The 17,184-nt window shown below is 61.8% G+C and carries 18 protein-coding genes; 8 read left to right on the plus strand and 10 right to left on the minus strand.

Going from position 1 to position 17,184, the window contains the following annotated elements:
- Positions 1-49 precede the first annotated feature (49 nt).
- The 4 genes from fabF to fabD all read right to left on the minus strand — a co-directional run bounded on the left by fabF (position 50) and on the right by fabD (position 3,663).
- Complete coding sequence (fabF, locus tag AC02Y0_RS11195; RefSeq protein ID WP_476378931.1) at positions 50-1,306, minus strand: beta-ketoacyl-ACP synthase II; 1,257 nt, start codon at positions 1,304-1,306, stop codon at positions 50-52.
- A 131-nt stretch (positions 1,307-1,437) separates the two neighbouring features.
- Complete coding sequence (locus AC02Y0_RS11200; protein WP_006727438.1) at positions 1,438-1,674, minus strand: acyl carrier protein; 237 nt, start codon at positions 1,672-1,674, stop codon at positions 1,438-1,440.
- 276 nt (positions 1,675-1,950) lie between these two features.
- On the minus strand, positions 1,951-2,688 hold the full coding sequence (fabG, locus tag AC02Y0_RS11205; RefSeq protein ID WP_006727437.1) for a 3-oxoacyl-[acyl-carrier-protein] reductase: 738 nt from the start codon (positions 2,686-2,688) through the stop codon (positions 1,951-1,953).
- Positions 2,689-2,718: 30 nt separating this feature from the next.
- Entirely contained in the window at positions 2,719-3,663 is a 945-nt protein-coding gene (fabD, locus tag AC02Y0_RS11210) for an ACP S-malonyltransferase (protein WP_476378934.1), read from the minus strand.
- A 209-nt stretch (positions 3,664-3,872) separates the two neighbouring features.
- Here fabD and AC02Y0_RS11215 point away from each other — a divergent pair, with 209 nt between their 5' ends.
- From AC02Y0_RS11215 to rplI, 7 genes are all read left to right on the plus strand, one after another.
- A complete protein-coding gene (locus tag AC02Y0_RS11215; protein WP_476378936.1) occupies positions 3,873-5,009 on the plus strand; it encodes a hypothetical protein in 1,137 nt (378 codons plus the stop codon).
- Between the two features lie 101 nt (positions 5,010-5,110).
- Positions 5,111-6,154 carry an aldo/keto reductase gene (locus tag AC02Y0_RS11220; RefSeq protein WP_476378938.1) on the plus strand — a complete coding sequence of 348 codons (1,044 nt, stop codon included), beginning with the start codon at positions 5,111-5,113 and terminating at the stop codon, positions 6,152-6,154.
- Positions 6,155-6,287: 133 nt separating this feature from the next.
- Complete coding sequence (locus AC02Y0_RS11225) at positions 6,288-7,220, plus strand: calcium/sodium antiporter (RefSeq protein WP_102021417.1); 933 nt, start codon at positions 6,288-6,290, stop codon at positions 7,218-7,220.
- A 312-nt stretch (positions 7,221-7,532) separates the two neighbouring features.
- Entirely contained in the window at positions 7,533-7,997 is a 465-nt protein-coding gene (rpsF, locus tag AC02Y0_RS11230) for a 30S ribosomal protein S6 (RefSeq protein WP_102021418.1), read from the plus strand.
- Positions 7,998-8,020: 23 nt separating this feature from the next.
- Positions 8,021-8,269, plus strand: coding sequence for a 30S ribosomal protein S18 (gene rpsR / locus AC02Y0_RS11235; RefSeq protein WP_003502063.1), 249 nt, complete (start codon positions 8,021-8,023; stop codon positions 8,267-8,269).
- A gap of 181 nt (positions 8,270-8,450) precedes the next feature.
- Positions 8,451-9,428 carry a DUF2232 domain-containing protein gene (locus AC02Y0_RS11240; protein WP_476378942.1) on the plus strand — a complete coding sequence of 326 codons (978 nt, stop codon included), beginning with the start codon at positions 8,451-8,453 and terminating at the stop codon, positions 9,426-9,428.
- 13 nt (positions 9,429-9,441) lie between these two features.
- Positions 9,442-10,020 (plus strand): 50S ribosomal protein L9, encoded by a 579-nt coding sequence (rplI, locus tag AC02Y0_RS11245; RefSeq protein ID WP_476378944.1) that lies wholly within the window; start codon positions 9,442-9,444, stop codon positions 10,018-10,020.
- A gap of 90 nt (positions 10,021-10,110) precedes the next feature.
- Here the strand turns inward: rplI and AC02Y0_RS11250 are convergent, their stop codons facing one another.
- The 3 genes from AC02Y0_RS11250 to AC02Y0_RS11260 are packed head-to-tail and all read right to left on the minus strand — an operon-like array spanning position 10,111 to position 13,281.
- Positions 10,111-11,157, minus strand: a complete 1,047-nt coding sequence (locus AC02Y0_RS11250; RefSeq protein WP_476378946.1) for an HlyD family secretion protein — start codon at positions 11,155-11,157, stop codon at positions 10,111-10,113.
- Between the two features lie 19 nt (positions 11,158-11,176).
- A complete protein-coding gene (locus tag AC02Y0_RS11255; protein WP_476378947.1) occupies positions 11,177-12,829 on the minus strand; it encodes an MFS transporter in 1,653 nt (550 codons plus the stop codon).
- Positions 12,826-13,281 carry a MarR family winged helix-turn-helix transcriptional regulator gene (locus AC02Y0_RS11260; protein WP_476378949.1) on the minus strand — a complete coding sequence of 152 codons (456 nt, stop codon included), beginning with the start codon at positions 13,279-13,281 and terminating at the stop codon, positions 12,826-12,828. The genes AC02Y0_RS11255 and AC02Y0_RS11260 overlap by 4 nt, the downstream gene beginning before the upstream one ends.
- 406 nt (positions 13,282-13,687) lie before the next feature.
- On the opposite strand from AC02Y0_RS11260, the gene AC02Y0_RS11265 reads away from it, so the two are divergent.
- Complete coding sequence (locus AC02Y0_RS11265; RefSeq protein WP_102021424.1) at positions 13,688-15,184, plus strand: replicative DNA helicase; 1,497 nt, start codon at positions 13,688-13,690, stop codon at positions 15,182-15,184.
- Positions 15,185-15,225: 41 nt separating this feature from the next.
- On the opposite strand, the gene AC02Y0_RS11270 is transcribed toward AC02Y0_RS11265, so the two are convergent.
- The 3 genes from AC02Y0_RS11270 to AC02Y0_RS11280 all read right to left on the minus strand — a co-directional run bounded on the left by AC02Y0_RS11270 (position 15,226) and on the right by AC02Y0_RS11280 (position 17,158).
- The gene (locus tag AC02Y0_RS11270) at positions 15,226-15,528 is read right to left on the minus strand and encodes an AzlD family protein (RefSeq protein WP_476378951.1); all 303 of its coding nucleotides are present in this window, start codon (positions 15,526-15,528) and stop codon (positions 15,226-15,228) included.
- Positions 15,525-16,226: an AzlC family ABC transporter permease gene (locus AC02Y0_RS11275; RefSeq protein WP_476378953.1), complete on the minus strand. Its 702-nt coding sequence runs from the start codon at positions 16,224-16,226 to the stop codon at positions 15,525-15,527. Before AC02Y0_RS11275 ends, AC02Y0_RS11270 begins: the two co-directional genes overlap by 4 nt.
- A 68-nt stretch (positions 16,227-16,294) precedes the next feature.
- Positions 16,295-17,158, minus strand: a complete 864-nt coding sequence (locus tag AC02Y0_RS11280; RefSeq protein WP_476378955.1) for an AraC family ligand binding domain-containing protein — start codon at positions 17,156-17,158, stop codon at positions 16,295-16,297.
- Positions 17,159-17,184 lie beyond the last annotated feature (26 nt).

The following is a 17,184-nucleotide window of genomic DNA, read 5'->3' on the forward strand; positions in this document are numbered from 1 at the left end:
ATCCAGAGCAATCACGGGCGGTTGATTGGATCGACCGCCCGTTGCCCAATCAACTCTCGTAGCGCTTCAGCACCAGCGAAGCATTGGTGCCGCCGAAACCGAAGGAGTTGGAGAGCGCGACATTGATGTCCCGCTTCCTTGCCTTGTGCGGCACCAGGTCGATCTTGGTTTCGACCTGGGGATTGTCGAGATTGAGCGTCGGCGGAGCGACGTTGTCGCGAATGGCGAGCGCCGAGAAGATTGCCTCGACGGCACCAGCGGCACCCAGGAGGTGGCCGATCGCAGACTTGGTGGAGGACATCGAGATCTTCGGCGCGTGTTCGCCAACGAGACGCTCGACAGCGCCGAGCTCGATCGTGTCCGCCATGGTCGATGTGCCATGGGCATTGATGTAGTCGATATCGCCGGCGGTCAGACCGGCACGCTTCAGCGCCATGGTCATGCAGCGGAAGGCACCATCGCCATCTTCCGACGGGGCGGTGATGTGGAAAGCATCACCCGAGAGACCGTAGCCGACAACTTCGGCGTAGATCTTGGCGCCGCGCGCCTTGGCATGCTCCAGCTCTTCCAGAACCACGATGCCTGCACCTTCACCCATGACGAAACCATCACGGTCCTTGTCATAGGGGCGCGAGGCTGCGGTCGGGTCGTCGTTGCGGGCCGTCGACAGCGCCTTGCAGGCGGCGAAGCCGGCCAGCGAGATGCGGCTGATCGGCGATTCCGTGCCGCCGGCGACCATGACATCGGCATCGCCGAGTGCCACGAGACGGGCAGCGTCACCGATTGCATGCGCGCCGGTCGAGCAGGCCGTGACCACGGAGTGGTTCGGACCGCGCAGCTTGTGGCGGATCGAGACCTGGCCGGAAGCAAGGTTGATCAGACGGCCGGGAATGAAAAACGGCGAGAGACGACGCGGGCCCTTGTCGCGCAGGATATGACCTGCCTCGACGATGCCTTCGAGGCCGCCGATGCCAGAGCCGATCAGCACGCCTGTCTGGCACTGGTCTTCATAGGTGGTCGGCTCCCAGCCGGCATCCTTGAGCGCCATGTCGGCCGCGGCCACCGCGTAGATGATGAAATGGTCGACCTTGCGCTGCTCCTTGAGCTCCATCCAGTCGTCAGGATTCCAGGCGCCTTCACCTTCGGTCGGGATGCGGCAAGCGATCTTGGCGGGAAGGTCATCGACCTCGAATTCCGTGACCAGACGTGCGCCGCTCTGGCCGGCAAGAAGCCGCTGCCAGGTCAGTTCCGTTCCACATCCCAGAGGCGATACCATGCCGGTACCGGTGATGACGACACGTCTCATCGTGCGAAGCCCACCCAATTTATTTGACCGAAGTCATTGTAAACAAAGGTCCAGATACAACAAGGCCCGCTCATCGCGGGCCCAAGCGGACAGGACGGGCTCTCGCCCGCCTTCCGCAGCAATGTGATCGATCAGGCCTGGGCCTTCTCGATGAACTTGACAGCGTCGCCGACCGTCAGGATCGAGTCAGCAGCGTCGTCCGGGATTTCAACGCCGAACTCTTCTTCGAAGGCCATGACGAGTTCGACGGTGTCGAGCGAGTCAGCGCCCAGATCGTCGATGAAGCTGGCGCCTTCGACGACCTTTTCAGCGTCTACGCCGAGATGATCAACTACAATTTTCTTCACGCGTTCTGCGATATCGCTCATGTCGGTATCCTCGACCTTCTAAAATTCAGAGGGAGCCTTAATGGCGTCCCTGCCCTGCATTCCGCCAGTGACACTTACGTCCCCACCAGCAAACCCGTTCGGCCCTGACCCAGAGCGGTTTATGCAAACAAAAGCATAAACTTCGGCTCATGAGACGGAGCAACTGCTCACAGTCATGGCCCGCTTAACACGGTTTAAGCGCGCCGCAAAGCCAGAAATTCGCCCCTTTGCCTCGGTCAACATCCTATTGCAGAGGGGCTCTTTCCGGCAATTCAATCAGATCATCGCCATGCCGCCGTTTACGTGCAGCGTCTGCCCCGTCATGTAGGAGGCTTCATTGGAGGCAAGGTAGACCACGGCGGAGGCGACTTCGGCGCCGGTGCCCATGCGCTTCATGGGGATTGCACCCATGATGGCCTCCTTCTGCTTGTCGTTCAGCTTGCCGGTCATCGCGCTTTCGATGAAGCCCGGTGCTACGCAGTTGACGGTCACGTTGCGGGTCGCGATTTCCTGGCCGAGCGACTTGGTGAAGCCGATCATGCCGGCCTTGGAGGCGCAGTAGTTGGCCTGGCCCGGGTTGCCGGTAACGCCGACGACGGAGGTGATGTTGATGATACGGCCGAAGCGGCGGCGCATCATCGGATGGGTCAGCTCGCGCGTCAGGCGGAAGACGGCCGTCAGGTTGACTTCCAGAACCGCGTCCCAGTCGGCATCCGACATGCGGACGAAGAGGCCGTCCTTGGTGATGCCTGCATTGTTAACGAGGATATCGACGCCTTCGAGTTCGGCTTCGGCCTTCTCGCCAAGCGCCTTCACTTCGTCGCGGTCGGACAGGTTGGCCGGGAAGATCTTGACGCGGTCGCCGAGATCGGCGGCCAGAGCTTCGAGCTTTTCGACGCGCGTGCCATGGAGGCCGACGATGGCGCCCTGGGCATGCAGCTGCCTTGCGATTTCCTCACCGATGCCACCGGTTGCGCCGGTGACGAGGGCCTTGCGGCCGGTCAGATCGAACATGATCGGTTTCCTTGTTGTTCGTTAAAGCGTTCAGCCGTTGAGGGCAGCGAGCGCTGCGTCGATGTCGGCCGGACCGTTCACAGCGACGCCATTGATGTTCTTGTCGATGCGGCGAGCGAGACCCGTCAGGACCTTGCCGGCGCCGATTTCATAAAGCGTGGTTACGCCATTGGCGCCGAACCACTCGACCGTTTCGCGCCAGCGCACCTGACCGGTGACCTGCTCGACGAGCAGATCGGCGATCTCGGCGGCAGACGTGACGGGGGCTGCACGCACATTGGCGATCAGCGGCACGACCGGATCCTTCTTTTCGACCTTGGCCAGCGCCTCGCGCATGGCATCGGCCGCCGGGCCCATCAGAGCTGAATGGAAAGGTGCGGAGACCGGCAGCATGATGGCGCGCTTGGCGCCCTTTTCGGTGGCGAGTGCTGCTGCTTTCTCGACAGCGGCCTTGCCGCCGGAGATGACAAGCTGCCCGCCGCCATTGTCATTGGCGATCTGGCAGGGACCTTCTGCGGAAGCAGCCTCGCAAACGGCCTGCACGTCGCCGTGCTCCAGACCGATGATCGCTGCCATCGCGCCTGCGCCGACCGGCACAGCCGCCTGCATGGCGTTGCCGCGGATGCGGAGGAGCCGAGCGGTGTCGGCGATCGAGAAGGTCCCAGCAACGCAGAGCGCCGAATACTCGCCGAGCGAATGGCCGGCGACGTAAGCAACCTCCGACTTGAGATCCAGGCCCTTGGCTTCCAGCACGCGGATGACGGCCATCGACACGGCCATCAGCGCCGGCTGGGCGTTGGCGGTCAGCGTCAGCGTCTCTTCCGGACCGTTCCACATGATGTCGGAGAGCTTCTGACCGAGGGCCTCGTCGACTTCCTCGAAGAGGGCACGGGCTTCCGGGAAGCTGTCCGCAAGGTCCTTGCCCATTCCGACTGCCTGGCTGCCCTGGCCCGGAAAAGTGAATGCGACTTTCATAGAGAGGGATCTCCTAATTCAGCAAACCTGCCCCGATCATGCGAACATCCTGCGGGACACATCATCAAATTGTTGACAGGCCCGGCTGGACAGCCGCAAAGGCGCCACTATCTCCGAGCTGACGCCCGGGGGCCGCTGTCCGATATACACTCGGATCCGTAGATCCGCGCGAACGCGACCGCCATAGCACAAAGAGATCGAAAGACAATATGAAACTGGAACGCCTCCTGGTTACTTCCGACTTGCTGCGCGTCACCGGCAAGGCCCAATCTCGTACCGGTTTCAAGACCAATACGGAATTCTTCCTGGCCCTTCTCGGACCGCAGCTCAGGGCCGCAACACGGCTGCCGATCGGTCTTCTGGAATGGGATGACACAAGCGATTTCGACGGCAGCAAGGTCTACGAGGCCATGGGCCTTACGGCGGATGCGACAGGCTGGGCGGAACTCTACGATTCCGCTCCGAACGCGGCGGCTGTCGCTGCATTTGCCCCGCATGTCGAAGGCGCACTTATCATCGGCTTCGAGCTGCCGCCCTTTGTTCAGCGGGTCCTCGATCGCCTCGGCGTCCCCTATGTCGACGCACGCTGGCACCCCTTGCGCTTCCTCGACGACATCTTCTTTGGTTTTCACAGCAATATTGAGGCTGTGGTCGACGCGATGGAGCCGTATCATCTGACGGCTGAAGAGGTTGAGATCCATGTCGGCATGCATCAGGCCTCGGCCATCAGACGCCAGGGCTTCGACACGCTTTCCACGGACTTTGACCGGCTGCTGATCGGCCAGACGCCCTTCGACAGCTCGCTGATCCATGCCGGACGCATCGCCACCTGGGACGCCTATGAGCCGGTGCTGGAGAACCTCCCGGCAGACAGCAAGACGGGATATCGACCCCATCCGTTCTCGCCGGAGCCCGTCGCTTCGCTCCGCGCCCTGCTTTCGCGCCACGGCATCGGCATCGCCGACAGCGGGTCGGACATGTACCGGCTGCTCGCCACCGGCAGCATGAAGGAGCTGATCAGCCTGAGCTCAGGTACGCTCATCGAAGCAGCCTTTTTCGGCATTCCGGTCCGCCGGCTTCTGCCGGAGCGGCAGGCTTACCTGCCCCACCCGCCGAAAGCACGGCGGACGGAAAATGATCAGACCGCCTATGCCGGCGTCTATCACGCGTTTCTCAGCATCGACTTCTGGGCGGATATCCTGCGTCCGGTGCTGGGTGAGACCTATCGCAATGAGCGGCCTCTCGCTTTCCGGGCCGATCGTCTGCGACAGATCAATGGTTCCTATTGGGGATATTCGGGATCCGGCGGCCAGAATCTTGTCATGTCCTATAACAGGCCGGAATGACCGAGCCGTCTTGATGTTGTGACCTGACCGGACGTAGTTATTGCAATAAGCAATTTCCCACCTCCCGCCAAAAACCAATCCATTGCAGAAAGCCCAAGACTATGAAGATGAACCGGCTCGGCCGAACCGATATCCTTGTTTCCGAAATCTGCCTGGGCACCATGACCTGGGGCTCGCAGAACAGCGCCGAGGAAGCCTTCGCGCAGATGGATTACGCGCTGGAACACGGCGTCAACTTCTTCGACACGGCCGAACTCTATCCCACGACGCCGCTTTCGGCCGAAACCTATGCCGATACGGAGCGGCTGATGGGCGACTGGTTCGAAAAGACCGGCAAGCGCGATCAGGTCGTGCTCGCGACCAAGGTTGCCGGCCCCGGCCGCCCCTATATCCGCGAGGGCAAGCCGATCACGGGCGCCGTGGTCAAGGAGGCACTCGACGCCAGCCTGAAGCGGCTGAAGACCGATTATGTCGACCTCTACCAGATTCATTGGCCGAACCGCGGCCATTTCCACTTCCGCGGCGCCTGGAACTATAACCCCTACAAGCAGGACAAGGCGCAGGCGGCTTCAGACATCGCTGAAATCCTCGAAGCGCTCGGCGACTGCATAAATGCCGGCAAGCTCAAGGCATTCGGCCTTTCGAACGAGACGACCTGGGGCACGCAGAAGTATCTTTCGCTCGCCGAAGCGAAGGGGCTGCCTCGTGTGGCGACGATCCAGAACGAGTACAACCTGCTCTACCGGCACTATGACCTCGACCTTGCCGAACTCTCGCACCACGAAGATGTCGGTCTGCTCGCCTATTCGCCACTCGCCGGCGGCATCCTGTCGGGCAAGTATCTCGAGGGGCAGAAGCCGGCAGGCTCGCGCGGCTCGATCAATGGAGACATCGGCGGCCGCCTCGTGCCGCAACAGCAGGCAGCGACCCGCGCCTATGTCGATCTTGCGAAGAAGCATGGGCTTGATCCGTCCGCTATGGCGCTCGCCTTCTGCCTGACGCGCCCCTTCATGGCCTCTGTCATCATCGGCGCGACCACGATGGACCAGTTGAAGGTGAATATCGGCGCTGCCGATCTCAAGCTTTCGGACGACGTCATGGCGGAGATCGCGAAGATCCATCGCGAATACCCGATGCCGATCTGAGGACTTGAATTTCGCTGGCTATTCAAACCAACAAAATCGTGAACACACGTGACCTACACATCGCCGCCGCGCATCACCACTTGCGGCGGCGATCGAAATAGGGCCTGCGGGCCATGGATGATGGGGGACTGACTTGGATTATCTGTTCGTTGCTGGAGGCCTGGTCGGCCTCTATTTCGGAGCCGAGTGGCTATTGCGCGGCTCGATCGCGCTCGCACAGAAGCTGGCCATTCCGACATTGATCGTGTCGCTGGTCATCGTCGGCTTCGGAACCTCGATGCCGGAATTGCTCGTTTCCGTGCGCGCCGCCATCAGCGGCTCCTCCGACATCGCCCTCGGCAACGTGGTCGGCTCGAATACGGCCAATATCCTCCTGATCATCGGCGCCTGTGCCATGATCTTCCCGATCACCCAGTGGGACAAGGGTGTCAAACGCGACACTTACGTGATGATCGCCGCAGCCGTTCTGCTGCTGGGTCTGGCACAGTTTCCGGCCATCGGCCGCCTGGCCGGCCTGATCATGGTCGCCGTGCTTCTGGCCTATGTGGTCTATGCCTATGTGAACAGCAGAGGCAGCGTCGAAGAAGCCACGGACGAAGAGGTCAAGCACGAGACTTTGAGCAACGCCTTTACGACCTTGCTGATCCTTGGAGGCCTCGGCACCCTTTTCGTCGGCGCGGAATTGCTGGTACGCGGTGCGACCAACCTCGCGCGTGACTTCGGCGTCTCGGAAGCCGTCATCGGCCTGACCGTGGTTGCGGTCGGCACGTCCCTTCCGGAACTCGCCACCGGCATCATGTCGGCGCTGCGCAAGCATTCGGACATCATGATCGGCAACATCGTCGGATCGAACATCTTCAACATCCTGTTCATCCTCGGCGTCACCTCCGTCATCCAGCCGATCGTCGTCGCGCCGCGCTTCGCAAGCTTCGACATTCCGGTCATGCTGGGCGTCACCCTCGGTTTCGCCTTCCTGCTTCTCGCCCATCTCGGGGTCCGCAGGCTGACGGCCGGCGCAATGCTGGTTGCCTATGTGGGTTACACGGTTGCGCTGGTTCAGGTCTAAAGCCTAGCAAACCGCCGACTATCGACAGGGCCGCCGGCAGAAAATGCCGCGCGGCCCTTGCTTTTGTGGCCAATGCGCGTATAAGCGCGCCGTTCACAACACCCGGTCCTCTGGCTGGTGGCTGAACGGAGGGCTGGCAGGCCGATAAGGCTTGCAGCAGGAACCATAAGGGTTTCCGGCCTCCCGTGTCTCCGCTCTCGACCGTCTCGAACACATCGCTTTTCTTGCCGCGGCGCATGCCGCACAGGAGCAGTCTGTGAGGCTTAGCGCCGGATCCGGGTGACGACAACCGCAAGAAAAGGCAAAGCTTACATGGCTCTTTACGAACACGTATTCCTTGCCCGGCAGGATATGTCCGCTCAGCAGGTTGATGCCCTCGTCGAACAGTACAAGGGTGTCATCGAAGCAAATGGTGGCAAGGTCGGGCGCGTAGAAAACTGGGGCCTCAAGTCCCTGACCTACCGCATCAACAAGAACCGCAAGGCTCACTACGCCCTGATGGACATCGAAGCTCCGGGTGCAGCGATCCACGAAATGGAACGCCAGATGCGCATCAACGAAGACATCCTTCGTTACATGACCATCGCCGTCGAAGCCCACGAAGAAGGCCCGTCTGCCATGATGCAGAAGCGCGACCGTGACGACCGTCCGCGTCGTGACGGCGACGACCGTGGCCCGCGCCGTGACTTCGGTGACCGTGGCGATCGTGGTCCGCGTCCGGACCGTGGCCCACGCGAAGGTGGCTTCGAGCGTCGTCCGCGCGAAGACCGCGCGTAATCTGAGCAATAGGAGAACACACAATGGCTGATGCATCCTCTTCTCAGGCACGTCGTCCTTTCCATCGTCGTCGCAAGACCTGCCCCTTCTCGGGCGCGAATGCTCCGAAGATCGACTACAAGGACGTCCGTCTCCTGCAGCGCTACATTTCTGAGCGCGGCAAGATCGTTCCTTCGCGTATCACCGCAGTTTCTCAGAAGAAGCAGCGCGAACTGGCCCAGGCCATCAAGCGCGCCCGCTTCCTCGGCCTGCTGCCTTACGTCGTAGCGTAACCTGATCCGAAGCCTGCCGGCTTATGCCGGCGGGCTTCATCCCTTCCGCGTTGGGCGCGGATCGGAACCGACCGCCAGATGGCGCGCTTTTGCGACATCCGGCGAAATCCCATGTTGGGGATGCTATTGCGAGATCGCTCAAGCCCCTCCCCTAACTGCTAGAACCAGCAGGACAGCGACGTTGAAAAAACTGGATGCGAAATTGCTGACGACCGGCTTTGTTGCCGGCATTACCGCCGCCCTGCTTGTGCTGGGTGCTGCGGCGCAGCCGACGCTTGCCTCCATTCTCTATGCGGCTTCCGCTCTTCCCATTCTCATCGTTGGCCTCGGCTGGGGCAATGTCGCGGCCATCACCGCGATCGTGACCGCCGCGTTGCTCGGCTCGATCCGCGTCTCGCCGATGTTCGCCTTCGGTATGGCGATCTTTACCCTGGCACCCGCCGGCTGGCTGGCGCATCTGTCGAGCCTTGCGCGCCCCGCATCCGAGATCGGCGGCCCGGACCATCTGATCGCCTGGTATCCGCTCTCAGACATTCTTCTGCAGCTCTGCAGCTTCGTCACGGTCGCCGTCGTTGTGCTCGGCGTCATCATCGGCTTTGGTCCTGAATTCACCGGCCAGCTGGTGGATGCGATGGCGCAGGCAATGAATGCGCAGGATCCGGCCATGGCACCGGATGCGGTCGCACTCGAGCAGCTGAAGCGCAGCATGGTCGTGCTTCTGCCGATCATCCAGGGCGGTACCTGGGTGCTGCTGCTCACCATGATGTATTACATCGCCATGCGGATCGTGACGGCTTCCGGCCGCAACAAGCGTCCGCGCGAAGACTTCCCGTCGGCGCTCCGGATGAACCGCAATACGGTCTTCATCTTCCTCGCCGGCATCATCGCCTGCTTCATCGGCGGCGTGCCCGCGATGATCGGGGCGACCGTCTGCGGCACCTTCGGCGCCGGCTTCCTGATGGCGGGCTTTGCCTCGCTGCATCACAAGACACGCGGCAAGGACTGGCGTCTGCCGGCACTCGTGCTTGCCTATCTCTCTTCGATCATGCTGCTTCCGCTCATGATCCCCTTCATCATCGGTCTTTCGGATACCCGGCGGACCGTTGCCCTTACGCCGGCCCAAAAGGCCGACCCTTCAAACTCCGATACTGACAACTGAAAGGAACAGGATCATGCAGGTCATTCTCCTCGAACGCATCGCAAAGCTCGGCCAGATGGGCGAAACCGTCAAGGTTCGCGACGGCTTCGCTCGTAACTTCCTGCTGCCGCAGGGCAAGGCGCTGCGCGCCAACGAAGCCAACAAGAAGCGCTTCGAATCCGAGCGCGCCACGCTCGAAGCTCGTAACCTCGAGCGCAAGTCGGAAGCCCAGGCCGTTGCCGACGCTCTCGGCGGCAAGTCCTTCATCGTCGTCCGTTCGGCTGGCGAAACCGGCCAGCTCTACGGTTCTGTTGCTGCTCGTGACGTCGTTGAAATCCTGGCTGCCGAAGGCTTCAACATCGGCCGCAACCAGGTCGAGCTGAACACCCCGATCAAGGCTATCGGCCTGCACCAGGTGACCCTGCACCTGCATGCTGAAGTCGAGCTCTCGGTCGAACTCAACGTTGCCCGTTCGTCTGAAGAAGCCGAGCGCCAGGCCAAGGGCGAAAGCCTCACCTCCGCCGACGCCATCTACGGCGTTGACGAAGACGCTCTGCGTCCGGAAGACTTCTTCGATCCGGAAGCCGACATGGACGGCGAGGACGACCGCTAAGACCTTTCACGCCTTCGGGTGTGAGTTCATGGAAAAGCCCGGCCTTGCACCTGCAAGGCCGGGCTTTTTCGTTCTACACAACCGATTGTCTCAGGCAGGATCGACGCTCTTGTCGATCCGCACGACCACCGACATGCCGGGGGTCAGAAGACCTGCTGCTTCCTGCATGTCGTCAATCGTGATCCGGACCCCCATGCGCTGGGCGATCTTGACGAAGTTGCCGCTCGCATTGTCCGCCTTGATGACCGAGAATTCGGAGCCAGTCGCCGGCGAGAAGCGCTCGACCTTGCCCTTCAGTACGCGGCGATCCAGCGCATCGACCTGGATTTCAACCGGCTGACCCGCTGCCATGCGGGCGAGCTGGGTCTCCTTGAAATTGGCGATGATCCACACTTCATGTGGCACGACCGCCATCAACTGCGTACCGGCGGCCACATATTGGCCGACGCGGACGCCGACTTCGCCAAGCTTGCCCTCGCGGGGTGCGCGGATCTCGGTGTTGGACAGATCGATCTTCGCCAGTTCCACGGCGGCCTGTGCATTCGCCACGGCCGCTTCGAGCGAACCACGGTTGACGATGATCGTCTGCAGATCCTGGCGGGAGACTTCGACAGCGGCCTTGGCCTGGGCCATGGCGGCACGCGCGCGTTCCAGTGAGGCATGCGCCTGTTCCTGGGCACTGGTGGCCACGACACCGCTGCGGATCAGGCTATCCTGGCGGTCGGACTGGCTCTGGGCCTGTTCGAGGTCTGCATTGACCGAATCGACCGCGGCCTCACTGGAAGCGATGCGCGCCTGCGCGGCAGTCTCCTGCTGACGGGAGTTGTCGAGGGCTGCCATCTGGGTGGCAAGCGCTGCCTGCGCCTGAGCGAGCTTCTGGCGGTAGATGCGGTCATCGATGCGGGCCAGGAGCTGGCCCTTCTCGACGGTCTGATAGTCCTGTACCGGCACATCGACGACATAACCGCTGACCTGCGGGCTCAAAGTCGTGACGTATCCGCGGACATAGGCGTTGTCGGTCATTTCGACCGAACTCGTGAAGGGCGGCAGGCGCCACGCGTAAAGCACCAGGGATGTGCCAAGCAGGGCGCCGAGGATGATCAGGATGGTTGCGGGTGTGAATGTCTTCTTCAACATGACGGCGGTTCTTTCGACTTCAGGATTGAGGGACGTGTTCGACCGGCGCGATCTGCGACAAACGGATCCGGCGCCAGGCGAGATGGACGAGCAGCACGACGAGGGCTGCGGTCGTCACAAGGGAAATCAGCAGGAAGGTGTCGGTATAGGCGAGCACATAGGCCTCGCGTGTCACCTGCTGCGAAAGCATGGTCAGCCCTTCTGCGTTGAGGATTGTCGGGTCGGTGATGACCTTGCGATAAGCACCGGCCAGTTGGCTGACGCGCTGGGCGACATCCGGGCGGGTCAGCAGAATGTTCTCGACGAGGACGCTCGAGTGGAATTTCTCACGGATGGTGACGAAGGTCCCGAGTGCTGCCGTCGTCAACAAGGCTCCCGTGATCTGGGTGAAGAGAAAGATCACGATGAAGTTGACGATGTAGGCCGGGCCCTTCTGCAGAGCACTCGCAAAGCCCTTCGCCATCACCGGCGGCAGGAACATGGCTGCACCGAAGGCAATCATGCCCTGGCTCAGATACATCTGTTCCGGACGGGTCAGGTTGGTCGCAAGGCTGTCGAGATAGGCACCGCCTGCAATCAGCGAGAGCGCGATCACATGGGCAGTCTCCACGTAGCGCGAAGACATCAGTGCCATGCAGAGCAGCGCACCACCGACCGAGGCGAGCAGGACAAGCGCCCAGAGAACAAACTGCTGATCGTTGAGCAGACCAATCTGCTGGAAGAAGCTGACGGCCGTCGACGACTGCTCTGACGAGACGGCGCGGAAGACCAGAAGGACGGCTGCCATATGCAGATTGTCCTTCGAGAAGATCCAGCGGAAATCGAGCATGGGGTTGGTGCGGCGGGATTCGATCAGCGCTGTCATCGACAGGAAGAGGATCGCTGCGGCGAGCAGTGCGCCGAGCCACCAGGTCTCGAACCACCAGTAGAGGCGACCGAGCGTCAGGAAGACCGCCAGACAGCCGATCCCGACCGCCATCAGAAGGTAGGATGCAATATCGATGCGCTCGATCACCTTGGCGCGCGGCGGTGGCGTGAGCGGCAGAGCGAAGATGATTGCCATCGACACCAGCGCCAGTCCGACCTCCAGGGAGTAGAGGGCGTGCCAACCGTCGAGTTCCAAAAGCCCGGGGGAGATCATGCGTGCGAGCGGTGCCGAGAGCAGCGTGCCGAGAAGCGCAATGTTCAGCCCCTGGCTGAGCTTGCGTTGCAGCGGAAAGGCTTCCAGCACATACATGAAGCCGAGGGTGGAGATCGGGGCTGCGGCACAGCCGCTGATGAAGCGCACGACAAGCGCCGAGTGCAGGTCGTTGACGAACAGGTTCAGCGCCGAGGCCGCCACGAAGAGCAGGATGCTCCATTCCGCAAAGGGGCGCAGTCCGTATTGTGTCCGCACCTTGAAGAGCGCAATCGAGAGCGTGGCATAAGGCGCCATATAGGCTGCCGACAGCCATGCGGCTTCGGCCGCCGTGGCGGAGAACTCGCCCTGCAGCTGGAACAGGTTGGCATTAACGATATTCATCCCCAACCCCTGGGTGATGAACAGCAGAAGTCCGGAGGCCACATAGATCGCAGCCAGCCAGAGCGGCTTTGCCGGGGGAGCAGCCGGAGCAGCGGCTACAGGCGCCGGGGCATTGTCTGACGGCGCGGTGGTTTGGACGACGGTGCTCATGGCCGCACCTTGCCCTGGTCGAGATGCTGCAAATTGCGCATCAGCCGCCGGACAACGGAGAGTGCCACGTCGATGTCATCTTCCGAGATGTCGGTGGCAATCTGTCCTCTTAGATCGGTCGCGAGGACATGCATGCGTTCAAAGGCGAGCTTGCCCGCCGCCGTCATATCGATGCGCTTGGCACGACGGTCTGTTGCGTCTTCGGTCCGCACGATCAGGTCCTGACGCGCCATGCCATCAAGCACGCGCACCAGAGTCGGGGTCTCGATTTCGAGTTCCTCGGCCAGCTCCTTCTGAGTGAGCGGCCCACGGCGGGAGAGCGCAAACAGGGCGCGCGCCCGGGCCAATGTCAGCCCCTCCTCCCGCACGGCGGCGTCGAAGAAGGCCCTGAGCTTGCGGTTGAATGCCGACATCTCATCGAAAAGCTGTTCATTCCTGGACTCGCGAGACATGCGTCACGCCTCCTAATAATTAGGTTGCCATCTATATTGACCCTAATTAATTGACCCGCAGCGAAATTCAACGGCATACATGTGATGGCAGCCATGCGTTGACGGCATGGACGAAATCTGCGAGCGGGAACGCTGAGCAGGCACAAGGACGGAAGAGGCTGTGATGCGTGCCCGCTTGCAACGCATTTTTCCGGCTCAATCCTGCTGCTCGCTCTGCTAGAATAAAGCCCTTCGAGGCCGATTCGGTGAATGTCACAGTCAACCGAAAAGATCGGATCCTTGGGCTTTTTCTAAAGTTGACAGGGCGTGCCTGTGAATCAATGTGGGTTGCGCTGCGAGCCATTTCGCCGGCCCAGCTTCTCGCTATGGTGCAGCCACCGCCGACACACTGATTGGATGCGAACGAATGAATGATGCTGCGCGCAAACTGAGCCCGGTCCAATCGACCGAGCCGCTCTATCGGGAGGCTCCGAACAACATCGAAGCCGAACAGGCCTTGTTGGGGGCGATCCTCGTCAACAACGATGCCTTCTATCGCGTGTCGGACTTTCTCAAGCCCGAGCATCTCTACGAGCCGCTGCACCGGAAGATCTTCGAGGTCGCTTCGGAAATCATTCGCATGGGCAAGACGGCAAACCCCGTCACGATCAAGACCTTCCTGCCGGCCGACCAGAAGGTCGGTGATCTCACGGTCGCGCAATACCTCGCGCGTCTGGCTTCCGAAGCGGTCACGATCATCAATGCGGAAGACTATGGTCGCGCTATCTATGACCTCGCACTGCGCCGCTCGCTGATCCAGATCGGCGAGGATGTCGTCAACATTGCCTATGACGCGCCGCTCGACATGCCGCCGCAGGCGCAGATCGAAGATACCGAGCGCCGCCTCTTTGCGCTCGCCGAAAACGGTCGCTACGACGGCGGCTTCCAGTCCTTCTCGGACGCGGTTGCCCAAGCCGTCGACATGGCCGGGGCTGCCTTCGAGCGTGACGGCAATCTCTCCGGCATCTCGACCGGCATCATGTCTCTCGACGCCAAGATGGGCGGCTTGCAGCGGTCCGACTTGATCGTGCTTGCCGGTCGTCCGGGTATGGGCAAAACCTCGCTTGCCACCAACATCGCCTGGAACATCGCAGCCGCGTACGAACCCGAAGTGCTGCCCGACGGCTCGTTCAAGGCGAAGAACGGCGGCGTCGTCGGCTTCTACTCACTCGAAATGTCGGCCGAACAGCTCGCCACCCGTATCATGTCCGAGCAGACAGAAGTCTCCTCGTCGAAGATACGCCGTGGTGACATCACCGAGCACGAATTCGAAAAGCTCGTGGGCTTTTCCCAGACCATGCAGAAGGTGCCGCTGTTCATCGACCAGACCGGTGGTATCTCGATCGCGCAGCTCGCCGCGCGCGCTCGTCGTCTGAAGCGCCAGCGTGGCCTCGACTTCCTCGTCGTGGACTATATCCAGCTGATGACCGGTGCCGGCAAGGCGGGCGAAAACCGCGTGCAGGAAATCACCCAGATCACCACAGGCCTGAAGTCGCTCGGCAAGGAACTCGCCGTGCCGATCGTCGCGCTGTCGCAGCTCTCCCGTCAGGTCGAAAGCCGCGAAGACAAGCGCCCGCAGCTCTCCGACCTTCGTGAATCGGGCTCGATCGAGCAGGACGCCGACGTGGTGCTCTTCGTGTTCCGCGAGGAATACTACGTGAAGAACCTCGAGCCGCGCGATCTGGCCGATCCGAAATATCCGGAATGGGAAGCGCATATGGAAAAGGTGAAGGGCACAGCCGACGTGATCATCGCCAAGCAGCGTCACGGACCGACCGGTACCGTGAAACTCGCCTTCCAGTCGGAATTCACGCGCTTTGCGGACCTCGCCGAGCCGAGTTTCGTTCAATACGAAGAACCGTGAGATCAAAGGGCGCCCCGAGAGGCGCCCTTTTCTTTTCGTGACTAGAGCCCCGCAGTCCTCAAGAGCGCCACGGAGAAGACGCCGAGTGCAGCCGCAGGCAACAGGGACAGACGCAGGGCTGCTGCGGCAACCACCAGGCATCCGATCGTCTCCGGCCAGCCCGTTGCCAGCGCCGTCGGCGCGACCACGGCCATCAACACGGCAGGCGGCACGGTGGCGAGTGCCTTTTCGGCGCCGGCGCCCAGTTTCAATCTGCGCACCAGGAAAGCTCCTGACAGACGTGTGAAGACGGTGGCCGCCATCATGGCGAGGATTGTGGCAAGGGTTGCGGGATCGAGGCTCATGCCGCCTGCTCCTTCTGCCTAAGCGGAATGAAGGCCGCTCCAAGGCCGGCCAATGCGCCTGCGGCAATGTACCAGGCGCCCGGCACGAACGCGTGGACGGCAAGTGCCGCAAGCCCGCTTGCCGCCAGCACCAGACCGGTCTCCCTGCCCTTCCAGAAGCCGGTCAGCAGCACGATGAAGACCGCCGGAAAGGCAAAATCCAGACCATAGATGGTGATGTCTCCGATCAGCGCACCGAAGAGCGCGCCAGCCAGGCTCGACGCCACCCAGCCAAGGTAGAAGGGTAAGGCGAGCCCGAGATAGTAGGCTGGTGTCAGCACGGTCGACCTTGCCCGCGCCTCCGCCAGCGCCCAGTTCTCGTCCGCCATGATGAGCAGCGTCGGCAGCTTCTGCCAGGGGCGGAAGAGGCCGAGGCTGCGCTCCAGCGAGGCGCCCATCAGCACGTGGCGGAGATTGACAAGAAGGGCGGCAAAACCGAGCGCCGTCCAGGAGGCCGGATGGGTCCACAGATCCATGGCGACGAATTGCGAGCCACCGGCAAAGACCAGCGCGCTCATAAGCACGGTCTCCAGAGGCGACAAGCCGTTACCGGTGGCAACCGCGCCGAAGACGAAACCGATGGGGACTGCGGCGATGATCAAGGGAAGGATAGCGCGAAAGCCGTCAATGGCTTCGCGCCGGAAAACATGTTCTGGCATGGGACCTCCTGTTGGCGGAGGATCTAGCCGCTTCGAAGTGGCGCCGTCTTGAACGAAAGTGACTGATGTCAGCCGGCGCGAAATACGGCTGGGGTCAGCCCCGTGCGCGCCTTGAACTGGCGGGTCATATGCGCCTGATCAGCGAAACCACAGGCGGCTGCCGTGTCGGACGGGGTCGCACCCGAGCGCAGCAGATGGCGGGCATGGCGGATGCGCATATCCGTCTGGAAGGCATGCGGCGTGATGAAATACTGCTTGCGGAAGGCCCGGATCATGTGGGCGCGGCTGAGGTTGGCCACTTTCGCCAGCGTTTCGAGGCCGATCTCCTCATCGAAATGGGAAGCGATATGGTCGCGGACCCGGCGCATGGCGAGCGGTTCGCGGTGGTCAGGCGCGCGGATGATCTCGCTGCCGTGGCGGGCAAACATGGTGGCGAGCACGCAATACATGCTCTCCTCGCCCTCGAGCGCTGCGACCTCGCCGCTCTCGATCCGGCGATGGGCGAGGTTGAAGGCATTGGCGAGTTCTGGATCCGTGAGAAGCTGTCGACCGAAGCTCGGCATGCCATGGAAAGCCCTACCCGTCACGTCCTCGATGATGTCGGTCAGTAGCGCGACCTCGGGATAGATCATCCGGTAGCGATAGCCGTCGGGCGCACCGGGCTGGCCGTCATGGATCTCGCCCGGATTGATCAGGTAGAGCGCGCCGGGGCCCGTGTGTTCGCGCGTGCCACGAATGCTCGCCACCTGGCAGCCGACTTCGATGGCACCGATTGAAAAGGTGTCGTGCGAATGCGGCGAGAATTCATGGGTGATGAACGATGCCGTCAGGCATTCCATGTCGCTGAAGCGTCCGTCCCGCCAGAAGCGGGTTCGCTCCTTGCGTGAGACCGGATTGGCCTCGGCGGCCTCCTGCTGCGAAACACTGTGCATAGCAGCATAATATCGGGCCGCCGCAT

It is taken from the genome of Allorhizobium sp. nf9_anc (assembly GCF_056323085.1).

Bases quoted from the DNA above. Each gene is read 5' to 3' on its own strand.
- AC02Y0_RS11250 (WP_476378946.1), bottom strand. From the start codon at position 11,157: ATGTTGAAGAAGACATTCACACCCGCAACCATCCTGATCATCCTCGGC.
- rplI (WP_476378944.1), top strand. From the start codon at position 9,442: ATGCAGGTCATTCTCCTCGAACGCATCGCAAAGCTCGGCCAGATGGGC.
- fabF (WP_476378931.1), bottom strand. From the start codon at position 1,306: ATGAGACGTGTCGTCATCACCGGTACCGGCATGGTATCGCCTCTGGGA.
- AC02Y0_RS11215 (WP_476378936.1), top strand. From the start codon at position 3,873: ATGAAACTGGAACGCCTCCTGGTTACTTCCGACTTGCTGCGCGTCACC.
- fabG (WP_006727437.1), bottom strand. From the start codon at position 2,688: ATGTTCGATCTGACCGGCCGCAAGGCCCTCGTCACCGGCGCAACCGGT.
- AC02Y0_RS11270 (WP_476378951.1), bottom strand. From the start codon at position 15,528: ATGAGCCTCGATCCCGCAACCCTTGCCACAATCCTCGCCATGATGGCG.
- rpsR (WP_003502063.1), top strand. From the start codon at position 8,021: ATGGCTGATGCATCCTCTTCTCAGGCACGTCGTCCTTTCCATCGTCGT.
- AC02Y0_RS11260 (WP_476378949.1), bottom strand. From the start codon at position 13,281: ATGTCTCGCGAGTCCAGGAATGAACAGCTTTTCGATGAGATGTCGGCA.
- AC02Y0_RS11275 (WP_476378953.1), bottom strand. From the start codon at position 16,226: ATGCCAGAACATGTTTTCCGGCGCGAAGCCATTGACGGCTTTCGCGCT.
- rpsF (WP_102021418.1), top strand. From the start codon at position 7,533: ATGGCTCTTTACGAACACGTATTCCTTGCCCGGCAGGATATGTCCGCT.
- AC02Y0_RS11220 (WP_476378938.1), top strand. From the start codon at position 5,111: ATGAAGATGAACCGGCTCGGCCGAACCGATATCCTTGTTTCCGAAATC.
- fabD (WP_476378934.1), bottom strand. From the start codon at position 3,663: ATGAAAGTCGCATTCACTTTTCCGGGCCAGGGCAGCCAGGCAGTCGGA.
- AC02Y0_RS11255 (WP_476378947.1), bottom strand. From the start codon at position 12,829: ATGAGCACCGTCGTCCAAACCACCGCGCCGTCAGACAATGCCCCGGCG.
- AC02Y0_RS11200 (WP_006727438.1), bottom strand. From the start codon at position 1,674: ATGAGCGATATCGCAGAACGCGTGAAGAAAATTGTAGTTGATCATCTC.
- AC02Y0_RS11280 (WP_476378955.1), bottom strand. From the start codon at position 17,158: ATGCACAGTGTTTCGCAGCAGGAGGCCGCCGAGGCCAATCCGGTCTCA.
- AC02Y0_RS11265 (WP_102021424.1), top strand. From the start codon at position 13,688: ATGAATGATGCTGCGCGCAAACTGAGCCCGGTCCAATCGACCGAGCCG.